This is a genomic window from Streptomyces sp. NPDC088910 (genome assembly GCF_044749865.1).
Lineage (GTDB): Bacteria > Actinomycetota > Actinomycetes > Streptomycetales > Streptomycetaceae > Actinacidiphila.
Window position 1 is genome coordinate 158,047 of the sequence record NZ_JBIVIV010000005.1, and the last position, 24,168, is coordinate 182,214.

19 protein-coding genes and 4 pseudogenes are annotated in these 24,168 nt (G+C 68.6%); 9 read left to right on the plus strand and 14 right to left on the minus strand.

Translation table 11 applies throughout. The features are described 5' to 3' along the window. Window positions 1-7: 7 nt before the first annotated feature. The 5 genes and pseudogenes from mgtA to ACIP4Z_RS13965 form a co-directional block, all read right to left on the minus strand. Entirely contained in the window at window positions 8-2,701 is a 2,694-nt protein-coding gene (gene mgtA / locus ACIP4Z_RS13945; RefSeq protein WP_401307566.1) for a magnesium-translocating P-type ATPase, read from the minus strand. Between the two features lie 170 nt (window positions 2,702-2,871). Further along, window positions 2,872-3,660, minus strand: a pseudogene (locus tag ACIP4Z_RS13950) (IS5 family transposase). A 679-nt stretch (window positions 3,661-4,339) separates the two neighbouring features. Beyond that, a complete protein-coding gene (locus ACIP4Z_RS13955; RefSeq protein WP_401307569.1) occupies window positions 4,340-4,774 on the minus strand; it encodes an IS3 family transposase in 435 nt (144 codons plus the stop codon). Beyond that, the gene (locus ACIP4Z_RS13960) at window positions 4,771-5,070 is read right to left on the minus strand and encodes a transposase (RefSeq protein ID WP_401307572.1); all 300 of its coding nucleotides are present in this window, start codon (window positions 5,068-5,070) and stop codon (window positions 4,771-4,773) included. The genes ACIP4Z_RS13955 and ACIP4Z_RS13960 overlap by 4 nt, the downstream gene beginning before the upstream one ends. Before the next feature lie 193 nt (window positions 5,071-5,263). After that, window positions 5,264-6,154 (minus strand): helix-turn-helix domain-containing protein, encoded by an 891-nt coding sequence (locus tag ACIP4Z_RS13965; protein ID WP_401307575.1) that lies wholly within the window; start codon window positions 6,152-6,154, stop codon window positions 5,264-5,266. Window positions 6,155-6,376: 222 nt separating this feature from the next. On the opposite strand from ACIP4Z_RS13965, the gene ACIP4Z_RS13970 reads away from it, so the two are divergent. Then, window positions 6,377-7,027, plus strand: a complete 651-nt coding sequence (locus ACIP4Z_RS13970; protein WP_401307578.1) for a hypothetical protein — start codon at window positions 6,377-6,379, stop codon at window positions 7,025-7,027. An 89-nt stretch (window positions 7,028-7,116) separates the two neighbouring features. Here ACIP4Z_RS13970 and ACIP4Z_RS13975 read toward each other — a convergent pair. After that, window positions 7,117-7,224 (minus strand): annotated as a pseudogene (locus ACIP4Z_RS13975) (aldehyde dehydrogenase); the annotation flags it as partial. A 306-nt stretch (window positions 7,225-7,530) separates the two neighbouring features. Between ACIP4Z_RS13975 and ACIP4Z_RS13980 the strand changes: the two are divergent. From ACIP4Z_RS13980 to ACIP4Z_RS13995, 4 genes are all read left to right on the plus strand, one after another. After that, complete coding sequence (locus tag ACIP4Z_RS13980; RefSeq protein WP_401307581.1) at window positions 7,531-8,103, plus strand: RHS repeat-associated core domain-containing protein; 573 nt, start codon at window positions 7,531-7,533, stop codon at window positions 8,101-8,103. Window positions 8,104-8,158: 55 nt separating this feature from the next. Then, on the plus strand, window positions 8,159-8,338 hold the full coding sequence (locus tag ACIP4Z_RS13985; RefSeq protein WP_401307583.1) for a hypothetical protein: 180 nt from the start codon (window positions 8,159-8,161) through the stop codon (window positions 8,336-8,338). Window positions 8,339-8,580: 242 nt separating this feature from the next. After that, window positions 8,581-8,874, plus strand: coding sequence for a VOC family protein (locus ACIP4Z_RS13990; protein WP_401307586.1), 294 nt, complete (start codon window positions 8,581-8,583; stop codon window positions 8,872-8,874). A 1,710-nt stretch (window positions 8,875-10,584) separates the two neighbouring features. After that, complete coding sequence (locus ACIP4Z_RS13995; RefSeq protein WP_401307589.1) at window positions 10,585-12,438, plus strand: SGNH/GDSL hydrolase family protein; 1,854 nt, start codon at window positions 10,585-10,587, stop codon at window positions 12,436-12,438. A gap of 203 nt (window positions 12,439-12,641) precedes the next feature. On the opposite strand, the gene ACIP4Z_RS14000 is transcribed toward ACIP4Z_RS13995, so the two are convergent. Then, window positions 12,642-12,806: a hypothetical protein gene (locus ACIP4Z_RS14000; RefSeq protein ID WP_401307592.1), complete on the minus strand. Its 165-nt coding sequence runs from the start codon at window positions 12,804-12,806 to the stop codon at window positions 12,642-12,644. 212 nt (window positions 12,807-13,018) lie between these two features. On the opposite strand from ACIP4Z_RS14000, the pseudogene ACIP4Z_RS14005 reads away from it, so the two are divergent. Next, window positions 13,019-13,144 (plus strand): annotated as a pseudogene (locus ACIP4Z_RS14005) (transposase); the annotation flags it as partial. A gap of 918 nt (window positions 13,145-14,062) precedes the next feature. On the opposite strand, the gene ACIP4Z_RS14010 reads toward ACIP4Z_RS14005, so the two are convergent. Beyond that, window positions 14,063-14,452, minus strand: coding sequence for a MerR family transcriptional regulator (locus ACIP4Z_RS14010; protein ID WP_401307596.1), 390 nt, complete (start codon window positions 14,450-14,452; stop codon window positions 14,063-14,065). Between the two features lie 80 nt (window positions 14,453-14,532). On the opposite strand from ACIP4Z_RS14010, the gene ACIP4Z_RS14015 reads away from it, so the two are divergent. After that, window positions 14,533-15,723: an MFS transporter gene (locus ACIP4Z_RS14015; protein WP_401307599.1), complete on the plus strand. Its 1,191-nt coding sequence runs from the start codon at window positions 14,533-14,535 to the stop codon at window positions 15,721-15,723. A 272-nt stretch (window positions 15,724-15,995) separates the two neighbouring features. Here the strand turns inward: ACIP4Z_RS14015 and ACIP4Z_RS14020 are convergent, their stop codons facing one another. The 3 genes from ACIP4Z_RS14020 to ACIP4Z_RS14030 are packed head-to-tail and all read right to left on the minus strand — an operon-like array spanning window position 15,996 to window position 18,453. Next, the gene (locus ACIP4Z_RS14020; protein WP_391047940.1) at window positions 15,996-16,349 is read right to left on the minus strand and encodes an anti-sigma factor antagonist; all 354 of its coding nucleotides are present in this window, start codon (window positions 16,347-16,349) and stop codon (window positions 15,996-15,998) included. Continuing rightward, a complete protein-coding gene (locus ACIP4Z_RS14025; protein WP_401307603.1) occupies window positions 16,346-17,650 on the minus strand; it encodes a PP2C family protein-serine/threonine phosphatase in 1,305 nt (434 codons plus the stop codon). The genes ACIP4Z_RS14020 and ACIP4Z_RS14025 overlap by 4 nt, the downstream gene beginning before the upstream one ends. Beyond that, the gene (locus tag ACIP4Z_RS14030) at window positions 17,650-18,453 is read right to left on the minus strand and encodes an alpha/beta fold hydrolase (RefSeq protein ID WP_401307606.1); all 804 of its coding nucleotides are present in this window, start codon (window positions 18,451-18,453) and stop codon (window positions 17,650-17,652) included. The genes ACIP4Z_RS14025 and ACIP4Z_RS14030 overlap by 1 nt, the downstream gene beginning before the upstream one ends. 799 nt (window positions 18,454-19,252) lie before the next feature. On the opposite strand from ACIP4Z_RS14030, the pseudogene ACIP4Z_RS14035 reads away from it, so the two are divergent. Beyond that, a pseudogene (locus tag ACIP4Z_RS14035) lies at window positions 19,253-19,400 on the plus strand (IS5/IS1182 family transposase); the annotation flags it as partial. 20 nt (window positions 19,401-19,420) lie between these two features. On the opposite strand, the gene ACIP4Z_RS14040 reads toward ACIP4Z_RS14035, so the two are convergent. After that, window positions 19,421-20,098: a GAP family protein gene (locus ACIP4Z_RS14040; RefSeq protein ID WP_401307609.1), complete on the minus strand. Its 678-nt coding sequence runs from the start codon at window positions 20,096-20,098 to the stop codon at window positions 19,421-19,423. A 196-nt stretch (window positions 20,099-20,294) separates the two neighbouring features. Between ACIP4Z_RS14040 and ACIP4Z_RS14045 the strand changes: the two genes are divergently transcribed. Next, window positions 20,295-21,677 carry a DUF1254 domain-containing protein gene (locus ACIP4Z_RS14045; RefSeq protein WP_401308150.1) on the plus strand — a complete coding sequence of 461 codons (1,383 nt, stop codon included), beginning with the start codon at window positions 20,295-20,297 and terminating at the stop codon, window positions 21,675-21,677. A 225-nt stretch (window positions 21,678-21,902) separates the two neighbouring features. On the opposite strand, the gene ACIP4Z_RS14050 is transcribed toward ACIP4Z_RS14045, so the two are convergent. Both ACIP4Z_RS14050 and ACIP4Z_RS14055 read right to left on the minus strand, forming a co-directional pair. Then, window positions 21,903-23,768 (minus strand): alkyl/aryl-sulfatase, encoded by a 1,866-nt coding sequence (locus ACIP4Z_RS14050; RefSeq protein ID WP_401308153.1) that lies wholly within the window; start codon window positions 23,766-23,768, stop codon window positions 21,903-21,905. Between the two features lie 154 nt (window positions 23,769-23,922). Next, window positions 23,923-24,099: a hypothetical protein gene (locus tag ACIP4Z_RS14055; RefSeq protein WP_401307612.1), complete on the minus strand. Its 177-nt coding sequence runs from the start codon at window positions 24,097-24,099 to the stop codon at window positions 23,923-23,925. Window positions 24,100-24,168 lie beyond the last annotated feature (69 nt).

Consider the following 24,168-nt stretch of genomic DNA (forward strand, 5'->3'; position numbering starts at 1 on the left):
TACACGCCTACACCCGGGCCGTGCCGCCTGCTGGACGCTTCAGCGAGCTGAAGCGTGCGGCCCGCCGTCGCAGCAGGCGCCGGTGACCCGCGTGTGGCAAGGGAACAGTGTCCGGCGACGGCAAGGTGCGGTAGAAGAGCCACTTGCCCGCTTCGATCAGTCCGAGATAGCAGACGGTCAGGGCCGCCAGCGCCGCGAAGAACCCTGCCGGCAAAGGCTGGAATCCGAGGGTGTGGGCCAGCGGAGTCGACGGTAGTACGGCGCCGACCGCAGCCGCGCCGAACGCCGCCAGCACCAGGGGAAGGCTGGGGTGGCTGCGCCAGAACGGAATGCGGCGGGTACGGATGGCGAAGATCACCAGCGTCTGGGTGGCGAGTGACTCGACGAACCAGCCGGTCCTGAACTGCGTCGCACCGGAGTGGAAGACCCACAGCATGACGCCGAAGGTCGCGAAGTCGAAGACCGAACTGATCGGCCCGAAGCAGATCATGAAGCGACGGATGAACCCGATGTCCCAGTGCGAGGGGCGGCGCAGTTGCGCCTCATCGACGTTGTCGGTGGGGATGGCGAGCTGACTGGAGTCGTACAGCAGGTTGTTGAGCAGGATCTGCGACGGCAGCATCGGGAGGAAGCTGAGGAAGAGCGAGGCACCGGCCGCACTGAACATGTTGCCGAAGTTGCTGGACGTGCCCATGAGGACGTACTTGATGGTGTTGGCGAAGATCCGGCGTCCCTCCGTGACCCCGTCGGCGAGGACGTCGAGGTCCTTCTCCAGCAGGATCACGTCGGCGGCGTCCTTGGCCACGTCCGTGGCGGAGTCGACGGATATCCCGACGTCCGCGGCGTGCAGGGCGAGGGCGTCGTTGACGCCGTCACCGAGGAACGCCACGTCGTTTCCGGTGGTGCGCTGGACACGGACGATGCGTGCCTTGTCCTCCGGGCTCACGCGGGCGAACACCGTGGTGCGCTCGATCGCCTCGATGAGCTGGTTGTCGTCGAGCGTGTTCAGGTCTGTCCCGGTCAGGGCGGTGGCAGCGGGCAGACCCAGGTCGTGGCAGACCCGGACCGCCACCGCGGGGTTGTCGCCGGTGACGATCTTGACGTCGATCCCCAGGCCGGCGAGCCGGAGCAGCGCCGCTGCCGCATCGGGCTTGGGCGGGTCGAGGAATACCAGCAGGCCGCTGAGGTGCAGGGTGTTCTCGTCCGGGGCGGTGGGCTTCCGCAAGCCGGGAGCCGGCCGGGTGGCGACGGCCACGACGCGGTTGCCCGCGGCGAACTCGGTCTCCAGCGCCTTCCTGGCGGTGTCCGGTACGTCGACGCAGCGCTCCAGCACGCTCTCCGGGGCGCCCTTGGTGACCAGGATCGCCGTGCCGGAGCCGTCGCGGACCACGGTGGAGACCATCCGCCGCTGGTGGTCGAACGGCAGTACCGCCACCTGCGTCCAGGCGGCGAGAGCCGTGTGCTGGGTCTGCGCCGCGGGTGAGCCCCACAAGGCGGCGTCCAGTGGATTGCTGCCCACCGCCGAGCCGTCGGCGGCATTGCTCTCGGTACTCAACAGGCCCCAGCGCAGTACCTGTTCGGGAGAGTCGTCGCCTGCGGGCACGGCGCGCATGAAGTCGATGCGCCCCAGGGTCAGGGTGCCGGTCTTGTCGGTGAACAGCATGTTGACGTCACCGAGGTCCTCGATGCAGACCAGGCGTTTGACCAGTACCTTGCGGCGGCTCATGCGCCGCGACCCGGCGGCCAGGCTGGTGGAGACGACAGCCGGGAGCAGTTGGGGGGTGATGCCGACCGCGATGGCGAGCGAGAAGAGCAGCGAGTCGATGAGCGGCTTGTGGAGCGCCACGTTGATCACGAGGATCGACGCGGTGAGGGAGCCCGCGACGTAGACGAGCAGCATGGAGAATCGGCGCAGCCCGCGCTGGAACTCCGTCTCCAGTTGGTGGCCGCTCAGCCCGACCGCGATCTTCCCGAACTCGGCATCGGCGCCGGTGGAGACCACCAGAGCGCGGCCGCTGCCGGAGTGGACGACCGTGCCCATCAGGGCGCAGCAGGTCAGGTCTGCCAGCGCCGTCCCGGCCGGAACCGGGTCCGTCGCCTTGGACACCGGCAGCGACTCACCGGTGAGGACGGACTCGTCGCATTCCAGGTCGGTCGCCTCCAGCAGCCGCACGTCGGCGGGCACGATGTCACCCAGCCGGAGGCTGACCACGTCTCCCGGTACCAGGTCGGTCACCGGAACGCTCACCGCTTTGCCGTCGCGGAAGACGATCGCCTGGTGGCGGATCTGGCTGTGCAGCGCCTCGGCGGCCTTCTCGGCCCGGAACTCGTTGACGAAGCCGAGGCCCACCGAGAGGGCGACGATCACCGCGATGATCACGGCGGCGCTGCGCTCTCCGACACCGTAGGAGACGGCCGCGGCAGCCAGCAGCAGTCCCAGCAGCGGAGACCGCAGTTGCCGCCACAGCACGGGAAGCGCCCGCGCACGGTGTGACGACACGGCGTTAGGCCCCCATCGCAGCAGCCGCTCCGCCGCCGCCTTCACGGGAAGACCGTCCCTGCTGGCGGCCAGTTCGCCGACGACACGGTCGGCCGGAAGACTGGCCGCCGCAGTGACCGTGTGCGGCGTCCGGGCGTCGATGCCCCCGGGCGCCGCTGTTGCGCGCCCACGCGCCCTTGGGTTTGCGTGAAATACATGCACCCGATGCGCCTCTTCCAGACAGATCAAAAACCCGCTGCCGGGGACCGGGGCATCGTGCCAACCGTACGCGCGTCACCGGTGAGTGGCCACGCGCGCCAACGTGCGGGCAGGTTCGCCCGCGTTGACATGCGACCGAAGCGGGCGTTGACACCTGAGAACTCGTAACACGATCATGAGGATGCGTTGTTGAGGCGTCGCCAGCAGATGAGTGCGCAGGCGGGTGAGACGAAGGCGTTGTGGAGGTCGAGGCGTCGTTCCCGGCGGACGCCAAGTCGCTTGAACTCGTGGAGTTGGGCGAAGGTCTGCTCGACGACGTGGCGGAGCCTGCCGAGGCCGACGATGTCCCGTGATCCCTTGCGGGAGATGACCGGCAGAATCCGGCGCTGGCGCAGTTGTCGCCGGTTGGGGTTGCTGTCGTAGCCCATGTCCCCGAGCAGGGGCGTCGCGGCGTTTGCGGGGGTGCCCGACTCGGCCGGCGACGGGCGGGATCCCGTCGACCAGGTCGAGGGTCTGGGTGACGTCGTTGACGTTGGCGGCGGTGGTGATCACGTGGAACGGAATGCCGCCGCCGTCACTGATCAGGTGGTGTTTGCTGCCGGTCGTGCGGCGGTCAACCGGCGAGGGGCCTGTCGCCTCGCCCCCTTTTTCGCGCGTACGTGGGAGGCGTCCACGCAGCGTGTCCAGTCGATCAGGCCGGCCGTGTTCAACTCGGCCAGGAGTGTGCGGTGCAGGTCCTCGAAGACTCCGGCCGCCTGCCAGCGACCCAGGCGCCGCCAGGAGGTCTGCCCGGAGCCGAAGCCGAGCTCCAGCGGCAACTGCTGCCAGGTGATGCCGGTGTACAGCACGAATAGGATGCCCTGCAGGCAGCGCCGATTATCCACAGGCCGCGGGCCCGGCGACAGGTTCGGCCATGCCGGAAGCAGCGGCTCGATCCGAGCCCACAACCCGTCATCCACGATCCATGGCTTCTTGCTCACGCCATCACGAACGGACGAATCCGTCGACAAGGCTGGCGAGGTTACGACGTACCTCAAGGAACCCACTGAGGCTGCTAGGGCTATTCGCGGTGCAATTAACCGAGTTGCGAATTCGCCAGCGCTTGAATCGGTCACAGGTTCGCAGTTCCAGGAGAGGCCATACAAGCCCGTGCTCCGGACCAGCGGCCCGAGCCTGAGAACATCGGGCATGCTGAGTACGCTAGGTGGCATTACCGATAGCCTCCTCATAGTCGACGTCGTTGTACAGTACCTGAGGGGCGGGATGATCTATTGTGAGATTTCTGGCGGGGACTGCGGGCCTCCCCTGTGGCGTAGCCCCAAAAAATCGATGATGCAGCGAGGTGACTGTGCCCGTGTCTAAAAAAATATCTTCTGATGGCGAGTACGTGCGCGCAGCTCTGCTCCACTGGCTGCCCGAGTGCCTTCCCTTGGTTGAGGAGCTGGAGGCCGCTGAGGTCGAGTCGGCGCGCGACCTAGGTCTAGTTCCGCAGGAAATAGGGATTTATTCGCTGCTGTCCGAGGCGTTTGTCTGGCCTGTGCTCGTCCCTGCGCTAGAGAGGCAGCTACCAGGTGACCCCGTGGTGGTGAGATGTGCTCGCCTCCTTGAAGAGCTCGTCACTTCCCCCAGTTCGGAGGTTCGTCAAGCAGTGAAGATTCGAGTAATCGAAATCCTTGCCGGATCAGGCCTTCCAATGGAAGAAATCAAGAAGAGTATCGGACCTGTAACTGCTGGCCTGGTAGCCGCTAGTAGGAATTGAGCGATGTTCACGATACCTGCTGAAAAGCCTGACCGAGGGATCTTCCGCATCACGCGCGCAATGCGCTTGTAGTTGACGTACTCGTCCGCCTTCCGGAACTCGGCGGTGATCCTGGGGACGCCGTGGGTGCCGTCCGATTCGCGGTGCACTTCCCGTATCCGGGCGGCGAGGTGAGCGTCTGCCGCTTGCCGGGCTGACCGTGCACCGGCTGTTGCGTGCCAGGAGTAGAAGCTGGAGCGGGCGATGCCGAGGATGGCGCACAGCCGCTTGACGCCGTAGCGGCGCTGGTGGTCGGCGACGAACTGGAAGCGACTCACCAGCGCGTCTCCCCGGCGAAATACTTGGCCGCCTTCCGCAGGATCTCCCGTTCCTCTTCCAGTTCGCGGACCTTCTTACGCAGGGCGGTGTTCTCCGTTTCCAACGGCGTCGGCGGTTCCGCGGGTGCCGCTGCCCGGCGTCCCCGTGGCCGGCCGACTCCGGCCGCCCGGACCCAGTTCCGCAACGTCTCCGGGTCGATCCCCAAATCAGCGGCAAGCTGCCTGATCGCTGCCTCGGGCCGCGACTCGTACAGCGTGACCGCGTCCGCCTTGAACTGCGGCGGATAGCTCTTCATGACCACGAGATGTCCGTCCTCAGGTCCTCAGGATCCCGTGTCTCGTGTGTCCAAGACCAGGGGGCAGGCCCGTACGCGCTTGCCCCGTCACCCCGTCACCCCGGCGCAGACCAGCGACCTCTGCCTGCGCGGGGGCACTTGGGCGTCCGCGGGGCCGGTCGGCCACGGCGCGATCCGTTGGCCTGCCGGCGTCTCAGCGGCGGGGGGTGAGGCATACCGTGCCGCTCAGGTGGATCCTGGCCTGGTCGACGTAGCCCGAGAGTTCGCGTCCGACGACGGAGCCGTAGTAGCGGTGGGCGTAGTGGCTGTGCGGCTGTTCCGGGGCCAGGTCGAAGTAGTCGCCGCGGTGGATGCCGTCGCCCACCGGGGCGCCGTGGGCGTCGAGGACGTCGCCGTCGCTGGTGACGACGTACTGGCGGGTGGCGCGGCAGGGGAAGTCGTCCGGCTGGGACCGCCCCGGCGTGCGGCCGGGACCGGACGGGACGGCGCCGTTCCGGTGTCCGGTGGGGTGGAACGCGACGGCCGCGTAGCCGAGCGCCGCGAGCACGATCGCGGTCACTGAGGCGGTGAGCAGGACCCGCCGCTGCCGTGACGGCGGCGCAGGGGTGGCTCCGGGCGGCGCCGGCTGTGCGGTCGGCCCGGCGGCAGGGGCCGCGGGCCCGTTGGCGGACGCCGGGCGCGGGTCAGGGGTGGCGGGCACCCCCGGGGGAGCCTCGGCCGGGGGCGTCGGCGGGACTTCGGCCGGCCCGCGGGGCGCGGCTGCTCCCGGCACTCCCGGCGGGGTGGCGGCCGGGGGGACGAGCGGGCCGGCGTCGGCGTTCTCGCCGGTGTCCGCGGACATCCCCAGGGCCTGGCGAGCGGCACGCCAGGCGGGTAATCGGGCCTCGGCACCGTCCCCGAGGGCGGTGATGATCGCCTCGGCCACCGGCCACGGCGGGACGCGCGTGCCGTTGGTCGCCTCGTTGCAGTAGGTGCTGCTGTAGCCCGCCCTGGCGGCGAGCTGGCGCACGCTCAGCCCGGATCGTCGCACGAGTGCCGCCATCAGGTCGTGCCATGCCGCGACCGGCTCCGGTGCCTGTGTCATCCCGTTCCTCGTCTCCTCGAAAGCTCTGCCCGCGTCAGGTGTCCGCCGGTGTCCGCGGACGTCCGCGGACACGGAGAGCTGGGCGGACACCCCCCTGGACACCTAGACCTGTCAGTGGCGCCGCCGTCCGGCGGACGCCCGGCCGCCCCGGCCGGACGCCCAGGCTCGCACCGGCGCGACGACCTGACGACACCTCGACGACACGACATCAGGAGATCCCCCATGCGTCTGTGGAAGCCTTTCGCACTCGCCGCCGCCACAGTAGCGGCGTCCGCCTCCGTCCTGGCGGCCCCCGCCTTCGCCGCCAACGGGCAGGGCGACAAGTACACCCACTCCACCACTCTTTCGCAGCCGAGTTGCTTCATCCATGCCAACTACCCCAAGGCCGGCATCGCTGACTGGGGATGGACGAAGCCGCAGCGCTCACCGAAGGGCGGCTCCTACCACGTGGGAGTCCGGTACACCTACCGCGGCTACGCGCTGGTGAAGGACTACGGAGCAGCCGGGGAGCCCAGTTGGGGCTTCGTCGCCACATCCTGCCTGACGGATCCGCACGCCTACGACACGCACCACCGCCAGCTCCCCGACCGTCGTGCCGTGGGCGGCAGCGGGGCGGTCAAGTCGGTGGCGATGAGCGCCCCGCACGCCGGCAAGTCCAAGCGGGGGCTCGTCCACGTGGGCACCGGGCAGGTCGGCACCCTGCGCGACGCCGGGAAGTCCTTCGCCATCGGCAACGTCCGGGCGGGCGATGCCTTCTACCTCACCACCGAGCACTGCGGTAAGCACAACACCCGTGCCTGGATCCTGGGTTACGCCCCCGCGTCCGGCCGCTGGGGCTTCGTCCAGGCCGCCCACCTGCCGGCCTGCCACTGACCTGGAGCGCGGGCCGAGGGCTCGTCCTGAGCGCCTGTCCCGGTGCCGGGCGCCGTCTGGACGGCGCCCGGCCGCGGCACTGCGCCGGGTCACGGCTTCAGGACGACCTTCGTCCATCCCCGGTCGCGGTCGTCGAAGTGCCGGTAGGCGTCGGCGTACAGGGGCAGCTCGTGCGAGACGATGAACGACGGCTCGGCGCCCGGTAGCCCCGTCCGGACAACCGGCTCACCAAAGCGGACACCCCCACCGCCATCCACTACTGCCTGGACGCGGCGGGCAACACGACCGGCGTCGACACCCTCTTCACGTGCCCCGACACCAGGACCACCTGCGCCTTCAACCAGCTCACCCGCCTCACCGCCGCATACTCCGGCACCGACAACGGCGAACGCACCCGCCTAGGCGCGACCACCTTCCACAACGGACCCGAAGGACTCGCCGCCTCCACCACCGCAGGAACCGACACCGGATACACCCGCGATCCCCAGGGCACACTCAACTCCATGAATACCGGGGGCACTTCGTACTACTACCTCACCGACATCGACGCCTCCGTCCACGGCCTGGCCAACGCCGCCCGCACCCACAACCACAACCCCTACGGCCAGGACGCCTCGCCCCCCGTCGAAGCGGTGCCCCAGCCCTACCGCCTCCAGAGCACCTACCTCCAGCCCAGCGGCCCGTACAAAACGGGCGCGCGCTACTACGACCCCACCCCCGGCCACTTCACCCAAACCGACCCCTCCGGCCAGGAAACCAACCCCTACACCGCCCTCGCCGATGACCCCATCAACCACACCGACCCCAATGGAAGATCATTCTTCGGCAAAGCCTCAAAGTTCGGATATTTCGTCAGTTTGACGAAGAAATTAATAACCGAAGACGACAGCGGAGCGTTCGCTGCTAAAGTCGGATTTTTTGTGGGAATCGGAACAGAAGCGATTTGCGATGCAGCCGCCGCTGCAGGAGCCGCGCCTACTCTGAGAGCAAGTATCGGCCTAGGCATCACGGGCTGCACCGTGCTGGCATCCGGCCTCGCTGCGGCGGCCACCGCTGGCACAGAAGCCGCTCAGTAATAAACCGTGGCGAGGGTGGGTGTCACGCGGCACCCACCCTCGCGAGGAGATACATATGGTCAAACCGCTTCTGACGATCGCAGGTTTCGCGGCGGTCATTCTTATCGTTCTGGGTGTCAGCGCGGCGATAAAAGGCAACGGGGCGCTGGCCGTCATCCCCCTCTTCTTCGGTATAGGCATGATCGGGGCTATAGCGTGGATCAGCCACCGCGCCTCCGCCGCTGGCAATAAATGAGTCATCGCATCCCTGATCCCACACAGGCATTCGGTCAGCTCAGCCTCGTTTCAACGCCGGAGCCCGGTGCCGGACAGGCGGTTGCCGTAGTGTTCCTCGCCTCGTTGGCAATCGTCGTCGGGTACTACATCATCATCCGACGTCGAAAATAGCCCATACCGTTCGGGCCGCCACCAACACCCGGAACGCTCACGCTTCCCCGATTACCGGGCGTTCCGTAGCCTGGGCCACATGATGGGTGGATGCAGATCACTCCGCGCGCCTTCGCCCATATCTGCCTCACGGTCACCGGCGTCGACCGCTCCCGCGCCTTCTACGAGGACCTCTTCGGACTGCCCGTGGCCTTCGAGCTGCCCGCGGACGCGGACGACAAGACGCGCGAGGAACTGTCGTTCCTCTACGGCGGCGTCAGCTGCCGACTCGGTGACTCCCTGCTCGGGCTGCGCCCGGTCGCCTCGGACCGCTTCAGCGAGGACCGGGTGGGCCTGGACCACGCGGCAGCGAAACAGGCCCACAGAGCCCCGCCGCGCCGCTGACGCAACTGGGCGAGGCCGTCATGGCCCAGGACGCCGTGAACCTCAGTGAATGGGTCACCGAGCAACTGCCGACAACGCTGCGGCCCGCGTCCTGGGCTGCATCCTCAACCTCGCCGACGCCACCTACGACGCCCGCCGGTGGTGGCAGTACGCCGCCGGTGAGGACCGCGCAGCCTCCCACTGCCTGTACCTGTCACCTGGCACGCGGAGAACCCACAGCCGCGTCATGGCTCGGCCAGTACAAGCCGCATCCCGGCCCGGCACCCCGAATCGAGCGGGCGGTATCCCGCACGGCGGGCAAACTGCTCGCCGAAGACGTCGGCCTGCCCGTGCCCAGCCCCTACTTCGCCGACCAGTTCATCTCACTGCTCGCCGCAGTCGGCGAAACCCGCCCCGGGACCCCGACCGCCTCTATGCCCTCCGCGCGCCGGCACCCAGGCGCCCACCTGGATTCCACACTGGAATCGGAGGGAATCGAGACCCGGGCGTTACCCGGTGGCGTGGACGGCCGGGGCTGCGAGACGGTATGCCGTCAGCTTCACAGCTGGTCGTCGCGCTCTGCTCGCTCGGCGGGCAGACTCGTGCGGCCACCGCTGCACGGTCGGTGCGTCACACGTAGACGAGTTGATACAACGGCTAACACAATGAGGTGAATCGGTTTTGGTGGCCGGGCCCGGCTTATGAGTTGAGCGTTGGGCTGGTCGTTAGTGCCTCGCCGTGGATTGTGTCGGATGAGCTGTAGGAGCGGATCGAGCCGCTGCTGCCGAGGAGGGAGCGGCGGTTCTGGTTTCCGGGACGTCGGCCGGTATCTGACCGGGAGGCGCTGTCATCCGGCTCCAGTCCCTGCCAACACGAAGGAGCACCGACGAAATGGCGTGTGCGGGGTGACGGAATGAGGCCGCGTTCTCAGAGTGGGGTTGCTGCGCCGAGGTGGGTCCTTCGCTTGGCCAGCGGCCGGGGGGAGTCGGCGGATAGCGTGTTCAGTCCGCGCGAGGGGTGAGGGGGGCGTGTGCTGGTGGGGAACGAACAGTTAGGTGTTGTACTGGTCCACGGAATCGCAACACGCAGCCGTCTCACTCAATCAAGTCCACACAGGTCAACTCCATGCGATCAACTTAGTTCGGTTAGACGGGTCATCCACGGTGACAGCGGGCCCGGGGAATTTCGAAGCGGGACCCGTCCGGGCCCGGGGCCTGTGACGGCGCAGAGGGCACCGGAGAGTCGGTGGGGCGGACGCGCCTGCTGACAGGCAGGTGCTTGTCAGTGCGTATCGGAGGAGATGCCAAATGAGCGTCTGACAGGCAATAACGGCGAACAGGGCTCATAAGGACACATCGGCCGCTAACATCGCCTGATTCCGCTTGGCCCGGGTGATCCGCCCGGCGGTCCGCGGAGGTGAGCTGAGGGGTGGGACTCATGCCGGGGACACGACGTGCGCTGGTCGCAGCGGTGACAGGAATGCTATTAGCGGCGGGGCTCATGGCACCCGCGGCACGTGCCGAACTCCCGCAGGACATGCCGCAGCCGTCGGCTGCGGCATGGCAGCAGCCCGTTGAGAGTTCAGGGCTGCTCCATACGGACTTGCAGGGGAACTCCAGCGTCCAGGGATGCACGGGCAACGACAGCACAGGGCCGATGGTGCAGCGGTTCACTGCCGGTGGGTCTCCGCTTCCCGGCGCGCCCGCAGGAGCGCTGGCGTCTTGTGTCAGCATGGTGAGTGCCAGTGGTCTGACGGTAGGCATCCGCCCACGCCCGCACGGCGACGGCACCGATCCTTCGGTCGTGGCGGCGTACCAGGGCGCGGCGTTGAAGTGGACCCGCCCCATCAGCGTGACGTGCGGCCAGTCTCCTGTCGCTATCGGATACGGACAGCTCGTCCCGGGCGCGGACGGCAACATCTACGGCGCCGGCACCGCGTACACCAACTGCGGCTGGCAAGCCGTGATCTTCGGCATATCCGCGACGACCGGGGCATTGCTGTTCGCCAACCGGTCCGCGGACGCTTCCGGCATCGTCGGGGCCTACCGGCGGGGCCTGGTAGTGGAGAACTACGCCGGAGACGGCGTGCGGTACATCGACTACCACGGTAACGACATCGGCCGCGTTCGCGTGGTGTCCGCCGCTGCCGAGATGCCGCAGCGGCTCGCTGTGAACCCCGACGGCTACGTGTTCGCGTACCTCACCAACCGCAGCGGCCCCACCTCCAAACCCGACTGCTGGCGGTACGACCCGGTCAACCGCCTCGATGTGTTCAACATCAGTGGCCGCACCGGCCGTTACGCCCTGCCATACTGCGCCGACCCACTCATCAACGCTTGGACCGCTGCCTCGTGGGGGGTGCCGGTCCTGCTGACTGTCACTCAGGCTGGAAGCAGCACCGACCGCCTGATCGCTGTCGATCCCAGGGGCCATCTGCTGTTCACCCGTACCGTCCCCGAAAGAGACGACGCCCGCGACCGCGCCTACGCACCGGTCGCCGTCCAAGCCGACAGCCGCGGCCACATCGTGCTGCTGCGCAATGTCACCTATAACGCGTACACCTCCACCAGCTTTCAGGTAGACACCTACAGCCACACCACCGGCGCGCCGGTGGACTCCTTCGACACCTCCGCGCTCGACTCCGGCGCAGGCGGAAACAGCAGCCAGTACGCCCTAGCCGAAGGCCGTCTCTACGTCGAACAAGTCCAGTGCACCGCCCCGGACGGGCTATGTGGCACTTGGCAGACCGTGCTGGTGTCCATGCCGCGCCCGGGGCTGGGGATGGACGAACCTCGCGCCACGCTCCTGAAATCCAGTGCGCCGCTTCCGGCGCCGGTCTCGACTGTCGCGCTGGGCGACTCCTACTCCTCTGGCGAGGGCAATCCGCCGTTCGATGCCGCTTCCCACGCCTGCGATCGTAGCCCGCAGGCGTGGCCCCGGCTGCTGGCGGTAGACGACGCGGCCGTGCATCTCGTAGCGCACCTGGCGTGTTCAGGGGCGGAAATCTCGGCGCTCAGCTCGACGTTCAAGGGGGAACCCGCACAGGTGACGACCCGTCTGCGTTCCCTTCGGCCCGCACCGAACCTGGTCACGCTCACTATCGGTGGAAACGATGTCGGCTTCTCCCGCATCCTGACCCACTGCTTCCTCAGCGACTGCGTCCTGGATCGCACCCTCGCCCACGCGAGGAGCTACATCAGCCAGACGCTCCCGGGGAAGCTGCTGAGCGCCTATCAGCTGGTCAAAACGACAGCTCCGCATGCCCGGGTAGTCGTGGTCGGCTATCCGCGGTTGTTCCCCGCGCAGCAGTCGGCCACCAGGCGGTGCGGCTGGCTCACACCTTCTGAGCGCTCCAATCTCAACGACCTGGCCGCGCAGATGGATGCCGCCACCCGGGCCGCGGCCGCCCGCGCTCACGTTACCTACGTCTCGGTCCTGAACAGCTTCGACGGTCACGAACTGTGCAGCGCCTCACCATGGGTCTACGACGTCGGCCGGAACGGCGGCGACAACCGCGGCCACCCCCTACCCGCCGGACAACGCGCCATCGAATCCGCAGTACGGCGGGTGATCGACGCCGTCTGACCACCACCAGGCCACACCGCCGGTGAGTGTCGCGAGGCTGGAGTGGCCTTGAAGGGTTCGCCCGGCCGTCCTCGCCTCAGTGACGCGCAGATCGCCCGGCTGGAGCAAGAGTTGCAGCGCGGTCCGCTAGTCCACGGATGGGCGGACCAGCCGTGGACGCCGACGCGGGTGAAGACGCTGATCGGGCCGCTGTGCCACGTCTCCTACACCGTTGAAGGCACCTGGTGGTTACTGAGACGGCACAGCTGGTCCTGGCGCAGCCAGCCCGGTGGGTGTTCGAGCGGAACGATGCGCCGAACGTCGGAGACGCCGACCTTGGCCTCATTACGCGTCTCGTAGTCGTCGGCGGCCGCCGGACTGTAGGCCACGCCGGGCTCCGGCGCTGCGGGAAGCTTCGTGCGTCCACGCGATCCTCACGGTCTTATCCTGCTGTCGTCTCTGTCATCGTTGGTGTGCCTGAGCCGTGTCGACCGAGCCCGGTACTGCTTCAGGACGGCACTCCGCGCTGACGATGGTGTTCTTACCTGCGAGGACACTGCGGCGGTGCGTTCACCGCTGCGGCGCTCGTGCTGTCGGTCGCCGTGGCACTCGGCACGGCACCGGACTGGGCACCTACCGCTGGGTCGTCGAGCGAACTTTCGCGTGGCTCCACGGTTTCAAACGACTCCGCATCCACTGGGAACGACTAGCTGACATCCACGAGGCTCGCCGCGGAGTTCGCCAGGCTCAGCCACAGCCGATCGCCTGGGACGCTCACTTCTACGGCACTCCGGGAGACCCGAACTCCGGCGAGGCCGCTGCGTCATCGAGCGGACCCGCTGAGGCGCAAAGCGCCGTTTACGAACCGATACGGCCGGTACCAAGAATATCGGGCCTGCCCGCGGTTGGCCGCGCTGCTTCCACACCTTCGCTTCGGCAGCACAAGCACGACCACCTCGGCCTCGGCTGGACGCGTTGTTCCGACGCGGCATCCCCAGCGTGTGGCGTGATGCCGGTGGCACCAGCCCGCCAGGATCATGGCATGCCACGATTAGCCGGTGCGGCGGCGCCGCGGGGGCCTGGTTGGTGCGGCCATCGCCCAACTCACCAAAGCCCACTCTCGCAGATGTGTTGGCAACACTCGCGCCGAGGACTCTGCCATTGCACAGGTACAAAGCCCCTTCGTAGTCGACGCGCTGGTCTGCGCCTACTGGGCGGTATGGCATATCAGCCCATACGACCACCCCGGCCCCCGCGGACGGACGGCGTTCTCCGCAATCAGAATGGGGTTGCTGGGCCGGCATGGAGCATGGGCCCGCAGCCGAGACAGACGTCCGCAGGGACCCCGACGACCCGGCGGCTCCTGGACAATTCGCACGGCCTCGGCTGTTCGACGGTGACCGCGATACCGCACGGCCGCTTCTGCCTCGCACCTGTCCGCCGGTGCGCTTCCACGGGCAGGACCGCGGTGGCAATCCGGGTGCCGCGAGGACAAGTAAAGGTGCGGGCACTGCTCGGCATCTGGCGGGAGTCCGTCACCAAGATCCGGGCCATGTGCGGGCCAACTCCGTAACCCTTTCGACAGGCCGGGCGCCACCTTGGGGTCCTCAACGACGCCGGGGTACGGCGGTGAGAGGCGATTCGTTCACACGTCGAGTGAAGCAAGTGCCCTGCGAGTGACGTCGGCCGGGGCCGCAGCGATGACGTTGTTGAGCGCGTCCATGGAAGCCTGAAGGTCGCTGATGGCCTGAGCGATGCGGTCGCGTTCCTGGTGGAGGTCGGCGAGCAGGTCCGAGCAAGTGGGGACGAGACGGTCGCCGGTATCCCGCAGGCACGGCAGGACCGCGGTGATCGTGGAGGTGCCCAAGCCGGCGGCCAGCAGGCCGCGGATGCGGCGGACCACGGCGACGTCCTCCTCGACGTATTCCCGGTAACCGCTGGGACGACGCTGCGGATGGAGGAGACCCTGCTCCTCGTAGTAGCGCAACAAGTACACGGCCACATCGGTCCGCCGGGACAACTCACCGATACGCACAGGGACCTCCTGACAGTCGCGCGGACATTGCCCGTTCGGCCTTGACTCTCATACCCATGTGAGACTTTAGCGTCTGCGGCATGAAGGTGAATAAGGGTTTCGCGACGCTCGCCGCACTGTGCGTAAGCGTCTTCGTCGTGGGTACCTCGGAGTACCTGATCGCCGGGTTGCTGCCCCAGGTCGGCGAGGATCTGGACGTCTCCGTGGGAACCGCCGGACAGGCAGTGACCGCATACGCGCTCGGAGTCGTGGTCGGAGGGCCGCTCATGGCCCTGCTGACCTCGCGTCTGCCGCGCAAGGGCCTCGCTATCGGGCTGATGCTGCTGTTCGCGGCGGGCAGTGCGACGAGCGCCGTGGCGCCGTCGTTCGGCCTGCTCCTGGTGGGCCGCGTGGTGTCCTCGCTGAGTCACGCCGCTTTCCTGGCGCTGGCGCTGGTGACGGCGGTTCGGGTGGTCCCGGCCGAGAAGACGGGCTCGGCCATCGCCACCGTGGCCTCCGGCTTCACCGTGGCCACGCTCCTCGGAGTGCCCCTGGGGGCACTGCTCGGGCAAAGCGCCGGATGGCGGGCTCCATTCGCCGCGCTGACCGTTCTGTCCCTGGTGGGCACCGTGCTCCTGGCCGCCGTACTGCCCCGTCAGGAAGCACCGTCCACGCGGTTGCGTGACGAGATACGCGTGGTGACCCGTCGGCCGGTCATGCTCGCCATCGCCACCACCGCGGTGGGCTTTTCCGGGGTCGCCACACTGTTCACCTACATCGCGCCGCTGCTGACCCGGGTCTCCGGCTTCTCCGCCGACGCGGTCTCCGGTCTGCTGCTCGCCTACGGCGCGGGTAGCTTTCTCGGCAACCTCACCGCCGGAAAGCTGACCGACAAGTCGATGAGCGCCACCGTACGCGGGGTCTTCGGCGGGCTCGCGGCGACGCTCTCGCTCATCCCGTTCGCCGTGGTGTGGCAGCCCACCGCCGTGGCGGCAGTCCTGGTACTCGGTCTGTTCGCGACCGCGACCATCGCCCCGCTGCAGGGACTGATCCTGCACCACGCGGGCGCCGCGCCCAGCCTGGCGGTCTCCGTCAACGTGGGCGCCTTCAACCTCGGTGCGGCAGCCGGCTCGGTCATCGGCGGCGCGATCGTCGCCGCCGGTGCTCTGCGGTGGACCGGCCTGGCGGGCGCGGTCCTGAGCCTGATCGGACTGGCCCTGACCTATCTCGTCCTGCCCCGGACACAGACATCGGCGAAGGACGCCGGACACGAAGCCTCGATCAACGCCTGATTCTCCGTCCCGGCTGCGGTACCCAGGCCGAGCGGGTCTCCCTGCCCGCCCGGCCGCTGGCGGCCGCACCCACCAGACAACGTTCTGATCACCGGCGCGGCTGGTGGCGTGGGCGGCGTCGCCGTCCACCTCCCCCGCCGCACCGGGGCCACCGCCCCCGCCTACGCCGCACCGATCGGCGAATGGCTCTTTGGCAGCGCCTCTGCCTGGGAGGCGGCAGAGCGCGGCCACCCGGACGCTGACCCCCTTGGCTGACGCTGTCCGGAGCAGGATCAACTGGCGGCGGAGTCGCGGGCGGTGGCCGTCGTGGCGTCCGGGTGGATGGTGAAAACCTGGTCCAGGCCGATGATGCCCAGGATGCGGGCGGTGTTCGCGGGAACCGCGGCGAGGGTCATGTCGCCGCCGTGTTCGATAGCCAGACTCCGAACCGACAGCAGAGCGCTGATCCCGCTGGAGTCGCAGAAGTCTAGGCCTGCCAGGTCAAGGACCAGCAGTTGCCCCGCGGCGACCGCCAGGCCGTCTACGGCCCTGCGCAGTTCGGGTGCCGTCGCGTAGTCGAGGTCACCGGTGATCTCCAGGACGGGACCGGTGGCGGTGGCTCGGGCGGTGATCGTCAGAGGGTTCATGTCAGCTCGTCACTCGCGGTGGTGGGAAGCGGGGCGGGCATGCCGAGGGCGAGCAGGGCGGTGTCGTCGTCGAGCCCGTCGCCGAAGGAGGCGAGCAGCCCGCTCAGGGCGGTGATGAGAGCCTGCGGGCCCGTCGGCGGCTGGGCGGCGATGAAAGCACACAGGGCGTCCTCGCCGTACAGCTCACGGTCCGGCCCGGTGCGGGCCTCGGTCAGGCCGTCGGTGTACAGGAGCAGGGTGTCGCCGGGCAGCAGATCGGCGCGGGCGGCCGTGAACGGGGCCTTCGGCAGGACGCCGACGAGCAGGCCGCCCGGAGTGGGAACCCAGTCGGTGCTGCCGTCCGCGCGCTGGATCACCGCGGAGGGGTGTCCACCGGAAGCCAGGTGCACGCCGACGTGGCCCTCATCGGTTTCCAGGACTCCGAAGACGGCGGTGCAGTAGCGGCCCTCGCCGCTGGCGTACCGCTCGTGCAGCACCGTGTTCAGGGTGGTGAGGACGGTGACCGGGTCGGCATCGTGCAGGGCGGCGGCGCGCAGGGTGTAGCGGGCCAGTGAGGTGACCGCGGCGGCTTGGGGCCCCTTGCCGCACACGTCCCCGAGGAAGAACGCCCACCGGCCGCAGTCCAGGGGGAACAGGTCGTAGAAGTCTCCGCCCAGCAGATCCGGGGATGCCGTGTGGTAATAGGAACCGGCCTCCAGGCCCGGGATCGCGGGCAGCTGCGAGGGCAGCAGGCTCTCCTGGAGAACGGCGAGCGCCTCCTGGAGCCGGACGCGATCAGCCTCCGCGCGCCGGCGGTCCGCTTCGGCCTGCCGGTGGGCTTCCTCAGCCTCCTCGCGGCCGCGCAGCAACTCCGCCTCGTAGGCGCGGCGGTCGCGGGCGTCGAAAACGGTGGTGCGGATCAGCAGGGGCTCGCCGTCCTCGCTGGTCTTCACCTTCGAGGTGACCAGCACCGGCATCCGCGCCTTACCGGCGGCCCTGATGTCCAGGGCGATGCCGCTGACCTCGCCCTTCATCTGCAACAGCGGCGCGAAGTGCGTCTCGTGATAGAGCTTGCCCCCCACAGTGAGCAGATCGGTGAACCGCATCCGCCCCACCACCTGCGCACGGTCCATGCCCAGCCAGTCCAGCAGGGTGGTGTTGATCCTCGCGATGGTGCCGTCCATCAGCGTCGACAGATATCCGCACGGGGCCTGCTCGTACAGCTCCTCCGCGCTGTCCTCCAGCAGTGAGGTGAACACCGCGTCCGTGGTGTCCACGTCCTGCTCCTCGCCCGGCTCGGGCGCCTGGTCGGTCCTGCACATCACCGGCTCGTCCCGACGAACTCGATGATCGCGCCCGCGGTGGCCTGCGGCGCGCTCAGCTGCGGGCAGTGACCCGTCGCCTCCAGTGTGACCAGGCGGCTGCCGGGGATCGCCGCGTGGACGTAGGCGCCGACCTCCCGGGGCGCGATCACGTCCTGCCTGCATTCAAGGACCAGCGTCGGCGCCGTGACCGTCTTCAGGTCCTCGCGGCTGTCGGACAGGAACGTCGTGCGGGCGAAGACGCGAGCCATGTCCGGGTCGGTCGCGCAGAACGAGGCGGTCAGCTCCTGGCCGAGTTCCGGGCGGTCCGCGTTGCCCATGATGACCGGGGCCATCGCCGCCGACCAGCCCAGATAGTTCGACTCCAGCGACTCCAGCAGCTCGTCGATGTCCTCGGCGCTGAACCCGCCCCGGTAACCGTCGTCGTCGATGTAGCAGGGCGACGGCGCGACCATCACCAGCCGGGACAGACGCCGCGGGGCCTTCGCCGCGGCGAGCACCCCGACCATCGCGCTGACCGAGTGCCCCACGAACGTCACGTCCCGCAGGTCCAGCTCCTCGCAGACCTCCAGTACGTCCCGCGCGTAGCCCTCCAGGGAGCTGTAACGCCGCTCGTCCCAGGCCGACGGGTCCGCCCGGCCGGAACCCACGTAGTCGAAGAGCACCACCCGGTAGCTCTCAGCCAATGCGGGAACCACCGTGCGCCACATGTTCTGATCACAGCCGAACCCGTGCGCCAGCAGGAGCACCGGCCCGTCTGCACAGCCGGTGACGGTGACGTTGTTCCTGCGACGGATATCCATACCCGCCAGTTTCCCATCCCCCCGCCCCACCCCGGGCAGCGGCCCGACGCGACGGCGTCCCCCACGGCTCGAAGATCGCCGACTTGGCGTTTACCGCTGGTGGCCAGCAGCGCCCGCCGCGCCGATACCCGTCTGCTGCACCCAACCGCCGTCGATGCCAATGGCATGGTTATAGGCGTCGCGTACGTCACCGAGCGGTACCCATGTACGGGCTGTTGTCATCGACACGCCGCGCGCCTGGTACGACCGCCCGGCGGAACCTGGATGGCACCCGCGTCGCGCCATGGCTCCACGGACCTCACGCTCACCGCGAAGCAGTCCCGATCTGTCGATGCGTGCGCGAACCGTTCCAGAGCCTGGCACCGCGTCCGCCCTGTGACGGCCCTCTCCATGTCGGTCAACCCACCCGGACAGCGGGCCGACCACATCGACGAGGACAGTGCCAACACGTTGGCATACTTCACCTGTACCGTCCCGCAAGCGGGGAATTGCACAGAGTTCCCCTTCCGCGGCCTGCCCCCTGCGAAGGTCAGTGCCGGGTCGTGGTCCAGCTCAACGGCTACGGGTCCACCGACAAGGGATCATCACTGACTACCACGAGGACTCGATCACACTCCATCGCGGTGAAGTTCAGCCGGCCGTTGACACCTCGGCATCTGCGGACAACCGCCGGACCACAGTTCGCCGAAACGCTCCGTGGTTGGCAGCTTCAAGGTCTCAACGAACGTCACGCTGCTGCTAGCCCTTCGCGATCTCGGCCGCAACGACCCTGCTGCCCCGGCCGGCAAGTCCGCGGCAGCTGGTGCCGGATGAAGTGCGGGAGTTGCTCCAGCGGGTGGCACCGGAGGCGCCGTTGCGGCCGTAGGCAGTGGCCGACGTCGGCACGGTGACCGGGAAGTGCTGGCGGCGATCGTCCTCGTGCCCACCTCGGGTGCACGTGGCAGCAGTCGAGAAGTGCCCGTGAACGTCACGAGGCGAGTCCGCTGATCGCGTCTCCCACGTACTTGGCACCGAGCACGACGAGGACCACCGTCATGATCGCGCTGTTGTGCTCGGCCATCCACGCCTTCAAGCCGCCGAGAACCGTGGCCGACCTGTCGCCGCCGAAGACGTACACAAGCAAGGGCAGCAGGACGCAGACCGAGCCGATCAGCACGAACAGGACGCCGGCGACGGCTTTGCCGTCGGCGCTCGCCGGGCTGCTGGCGATCGAGGCCGCGCCGCCGATCGCGAGGACGAGGTTTTTCGGGTTGGCGCCGGACAGCAGCGACGCGAGGCCAGCCGCCTTGGACGGGGTGACACGGTCGATCGCCCGCATCCAGCCCGGCAGCGTGTGCTCCTGTCCCTCCCTTGGACGGTCCTTCCACTGTTTGGCGCCCATGAGCACGAAGAGCACGCCGAGGGCGAGCTTGAGCCAGTACGTCCAGTCGGCGGGTGCGCCTCCGTCGTCGGCGCCAGCGCCGGAACCGGCGAGGACGACCACGGTGGTGATCACTCCCAGCGTGAGCATCCAGCCCAGGGTGAACGCCGTGCCATTGATCTTGCCGCGAGGGGTGGCCAGCATCAGCACTACCGCGATCAGAGGAAGGGGGCTGATGGCGATGCCCACCGCCGACGCCAGCATCTGCCCGACGGCGTCACCCATCGCTGCCTCCTCCGTGCCGGCCCGAGTCCGCCCCCGCCACGGCAGGCGGTGTCGCCCGAGCCTTTCCGTCAGCCCAGGAGGCAGCAACGCAGGCGCGGCCGAACGGATGACATCTCTGGCCGGACCGCAGTCGCGGACCACAGTTGCGGACCCAATGGAATGAGATGACCGTTAAAGGGCTTATGTACGCTTCTTGGTGTACGAGATCGGAGTCCTCATGGACGCGCAGACGTTGAAGCAGCAGATCGCCGCAGCTCACGAGAAGGCACGGGCCGACGAGGGGTACTGGCTCGGCATGGCGGCCTTCCGCTACGGCTTCCCGCTCCTGGAGATGCACCGCAGCCTGTGGGAATGGCATGTTGACACGTCCGCCCCGACGTACCTCGGCGCGATCAACGAGATCCACCACACCCCCCGCCGCGCGGAGCCGAGGGACACGTACTTCGTCACGCCGATCGTCGACGCACCGTACTCGCGCACCTTCGTCGACCTGTCCGGGGGCGCGGTGGTCCTCACCGTCCCGCCCGTCACCGACCGCTACTTCACCGTCCAGCTCCTGGACATGTACACCAACAGCTTCGGCTATGTCGGCACGCGCATGGGCGACACGACAGGCGGCGACTACCTGCTGGCCGGGCCCGGCTGGCGCGGCACTGTCCCCGACGGCATCACCCGGGTGATCACCGCCCCCACCGCCCTTGTCTGCCTGCTGGCCCGCGTCACAATCCTCGACGACGACGTCCCTGCCGCCGTGGCACTGCAGAAGCGAATCGCCCTGCGCCCCGCCGACCCGGCCGCCCCCAAGCCCGACCCTTCGGCCAACCCGCCCACCCGCGACTGGCGGGGCGAGGGCGGCGACCCGCTGGACTTCTACGGCATGCTCGCCGACTGCCTGAGCGCGAGTCCTCCCCCGCCCGAGGACGCCGGCGTCCTCGGCCTGATCGCCCGCATCGGCGTCGCCCCCCACCGCCCCTTCGACGCCTCCCGGCTCCATCCCGCGGCCGTTGACGGGTTGCGGCGGGCCGTTGCCGACGGTCTGCGGGACCTGTACGCGGACATGCCGTTCGCCGGTCCGTCCCGCAACGGCTGGGTGATGGTCGACGTCGACACCATCGGCGACTGGGGGACCGACTATTTCTCCCGCCTGGAGATCGCGCAGGTCGGTCTGCTCGCCAACAGCGCGAAGGAGGCGTACTACATCGGCGCCATCCTCGACGGCGACGGCGACCCGCTCTCCGGCGAGCACCGCTACGAACTTCGCTTCGGACCCCAAGACTTCCCACCCGTGGACGCCTTCTGGTCGGTGACCATGTACCTCAACCCGCAGGGCTTCCTCGTCGAGAATCCGATCGGCCGCTACCACCTCGGCAGCCTCACCAAGGACCTCACCTACGGTCCCGACGGCTCCCTCACCCTCTACCTCCAGCGCGACAACCCCGGCCCGGACAAGGAATCCAACTGGCTTCCCACCACCGAACCCGGCGTCCTGTTCCGCCTCATCCTGCGCCAGTACCTGCCCACCCCCGACATCCTCACCGGCCGCTACGCACCCCCGGCCGTCGTCCGCATCGAATCGTGATAGCCGTCTTCGCGGCGCCGAGGGGCCCGGCGAACGAGGCCGACCATCGATCCGCAGAGCACTCTTCCCGCGGAACCCCTGACGGCCTGCTCCTGAGCATCTACTGGTGCGTGTGGAGCGTGTCGACGCCGCGGCTCTGGTTGAACCTCGAAGAACGCGGAGGGAGAGGCCAGCGGTAGCGCTCGTGCTGGTGCGAGTACGGACCGCTGTCCGAGGCGGGGATGGTCATGGGGTGACGATGGCGAAGTCCGGATCAGGGTCGGTGAGGTGACCGAGGAGTTCGGTGAGCTTTCCCGCGTCGCCGGTGATCTGCACGCCGTCGCTTGCGGCCAGGTCGGTCGGGGGGAGAGCTCCGACGAGCAGGTCGCGCAAGTGGGTCTCGCCGAGGGCGATCTCGACCTGAGGGTCGGGAGTGGCCGGTCCGGTGCCGGTGGCGTGGGTGAGGACGCCGTTGTGCAGTCGTAGGGTGACCGATTCCTGGTCCTCGATGGCGAAGCGTACGGTGATGTCGGCGTCCCAGGCGCGCGGGCCGTCCACCCGGATGGCGAGAGCGTCGAAGAGCTGGCCGAGGGTCAGGACGGCGAGCAGGTCGGGGGATGTGGTGTTGGTGGGGGTGCCGATCGACCCGTCACGCAGTTCGAGGGCGCCGGTGAGGTAGAAGTTGCGCCAGGTGCCGTTCTCGCTGCCGTAGCCGAGCTGCTCCAGAGTGTCGGCCTGGAGCTCGCGCGCGCCGGCGTGGTCCGGTTGCGTGAACAGCACGTGGTTGACGACCTCGGCGACCCACCGGAAGTCGCCCTCGTCGAAGGACTGCCGGGCCCGGCGGACGACCTCGTCGGCACCGCCCATGAAGTGCACGTACCGGCGGGCGGCCTCGACCGGCGGATGCTCCCACAGGTGGGCCGGGTTGCCGTCGAACCAGCCGAGGTAGCGCTGGTAGATCGCCTTGGTGTTGTGGCTGACGGAGCCGTAGTAGCCATGGGTGTGCCAGACGCGCTCCAGCGCGGGCGGCATGCGCATGGCCTCGGCGATCTCCGGGCCGGTCGGGCCCTGGTTGAGCATCCGCAGCGTCTGGTCGTGCAGGTACGCGTACAGGTCTCGCTGCTCGGACAGGAACCGGACCAGGCGCTCGCGTCCCCAGACCGGCCAGTGGTGGGAGGCGAAGGCGACGTCGCAAGAACCGGCGAACCGCTCGACGGCCTCGGTGAGGTAGCGGGCCCATTCATGGGGGTCGCGGACCTCGGCGCCGCGCAGGGTGAGTAGGTTGTGCAGATTGTGGGTGGCGTTCTCGGCCATGCACAGTGCGGAGTGGTCAGGGAAGTAGATGTTCAGCTCGGCCGGCGCCTCGGTGCCCGGAGTGAGCTGAAAGACCATCCGGATGCCGTCGACGGTCTCGCTCTGCCCGGTGCGGGTGATGTCCCGCGTGGGCGGGATCAGGCCGACCGCGCCAGTGGACACCGTCTGGCCCAGGCCGGCGCCGATCTGACCGCGTCCGCCTTTGGGCAGGGCTGCGCCGTACATGTAGGCCGAACGGCGGTTCATGGCGGTACCGGCGTACACGTTCTCGCTGACGGCGTGATGCAGGAAGCCGTGCGGGGCCAGAATCGGTACGCCGTCGGCGACGTCCTGGTCGGTGACGACGCCGCGTACGCCGCCGAAGTGGTCGACGTGGCTGTGGGTGTACAGCACGCCGGTGACGGGGCGCTCGCCGCGGTGGGCCCGGTACAACGCCAGACCGGCCGCGGCGGTGGGGGCGGTCAGCAGCGGGTCGATGACCAGCACGCCTCGCTCGCCCTCCACCAGCGTCATGTTGGACAGGTCGAAACCGCGGATCTGGTAGATGCCGTCGGTGACCTCGAACAGGCCGTGGTCGGAGCAGAGCCGGCTCTGCCGCCAAAGGCTCGGGTTCGCGGTGTCGGGGCACTCCCCGTCCAGGAAGCCGTAGGCGTCCAGGTCCCACACCGTGCGGCCGGTGGCGTCGGTGATCAGGTTGTCCTGCGCCGTGCCCAGGAAGCCGCGCCGGGCGTCCTCGACGTCTTGCGTGTCGTCGAACGGCAGCCGGGTGGTGAGCGCCTGATTGGCGGAGGCGATCATCGGCTGCGCCGGCTTGGGTTCGCTGTGCTGGGACAACGGGGACTCCCTTGGTTTTGCGTATGGGGCCAGCCGCGATCCGACGCCCCTTTCCACCGTCGCGCGGGTGGCTGTGCACCACGAATGCGGATGCTCCGTTCGGGGGGTGGGCGGAGGATCAGGTCGCCGTACCGGGGGTAGGACGGTGGCGGGACCGGCGGCGGGTGACCACGACCTCGCCCAGCCCGAGGGCGGCCACATCGCCCTGGTAGACCTGGTCGCCGAAGGTGCCGTTACGAATGCCGCGGATGACGATGTCCCGCCGGGCTTCGGCTGCGCATGCGAGGAGGCGCACCACGGGGGCTCCGAACGGACCAGCGGGTCGCCGCGGCTGCCGTGGCCGCGTTGAGAGGGCGTCAGCGAA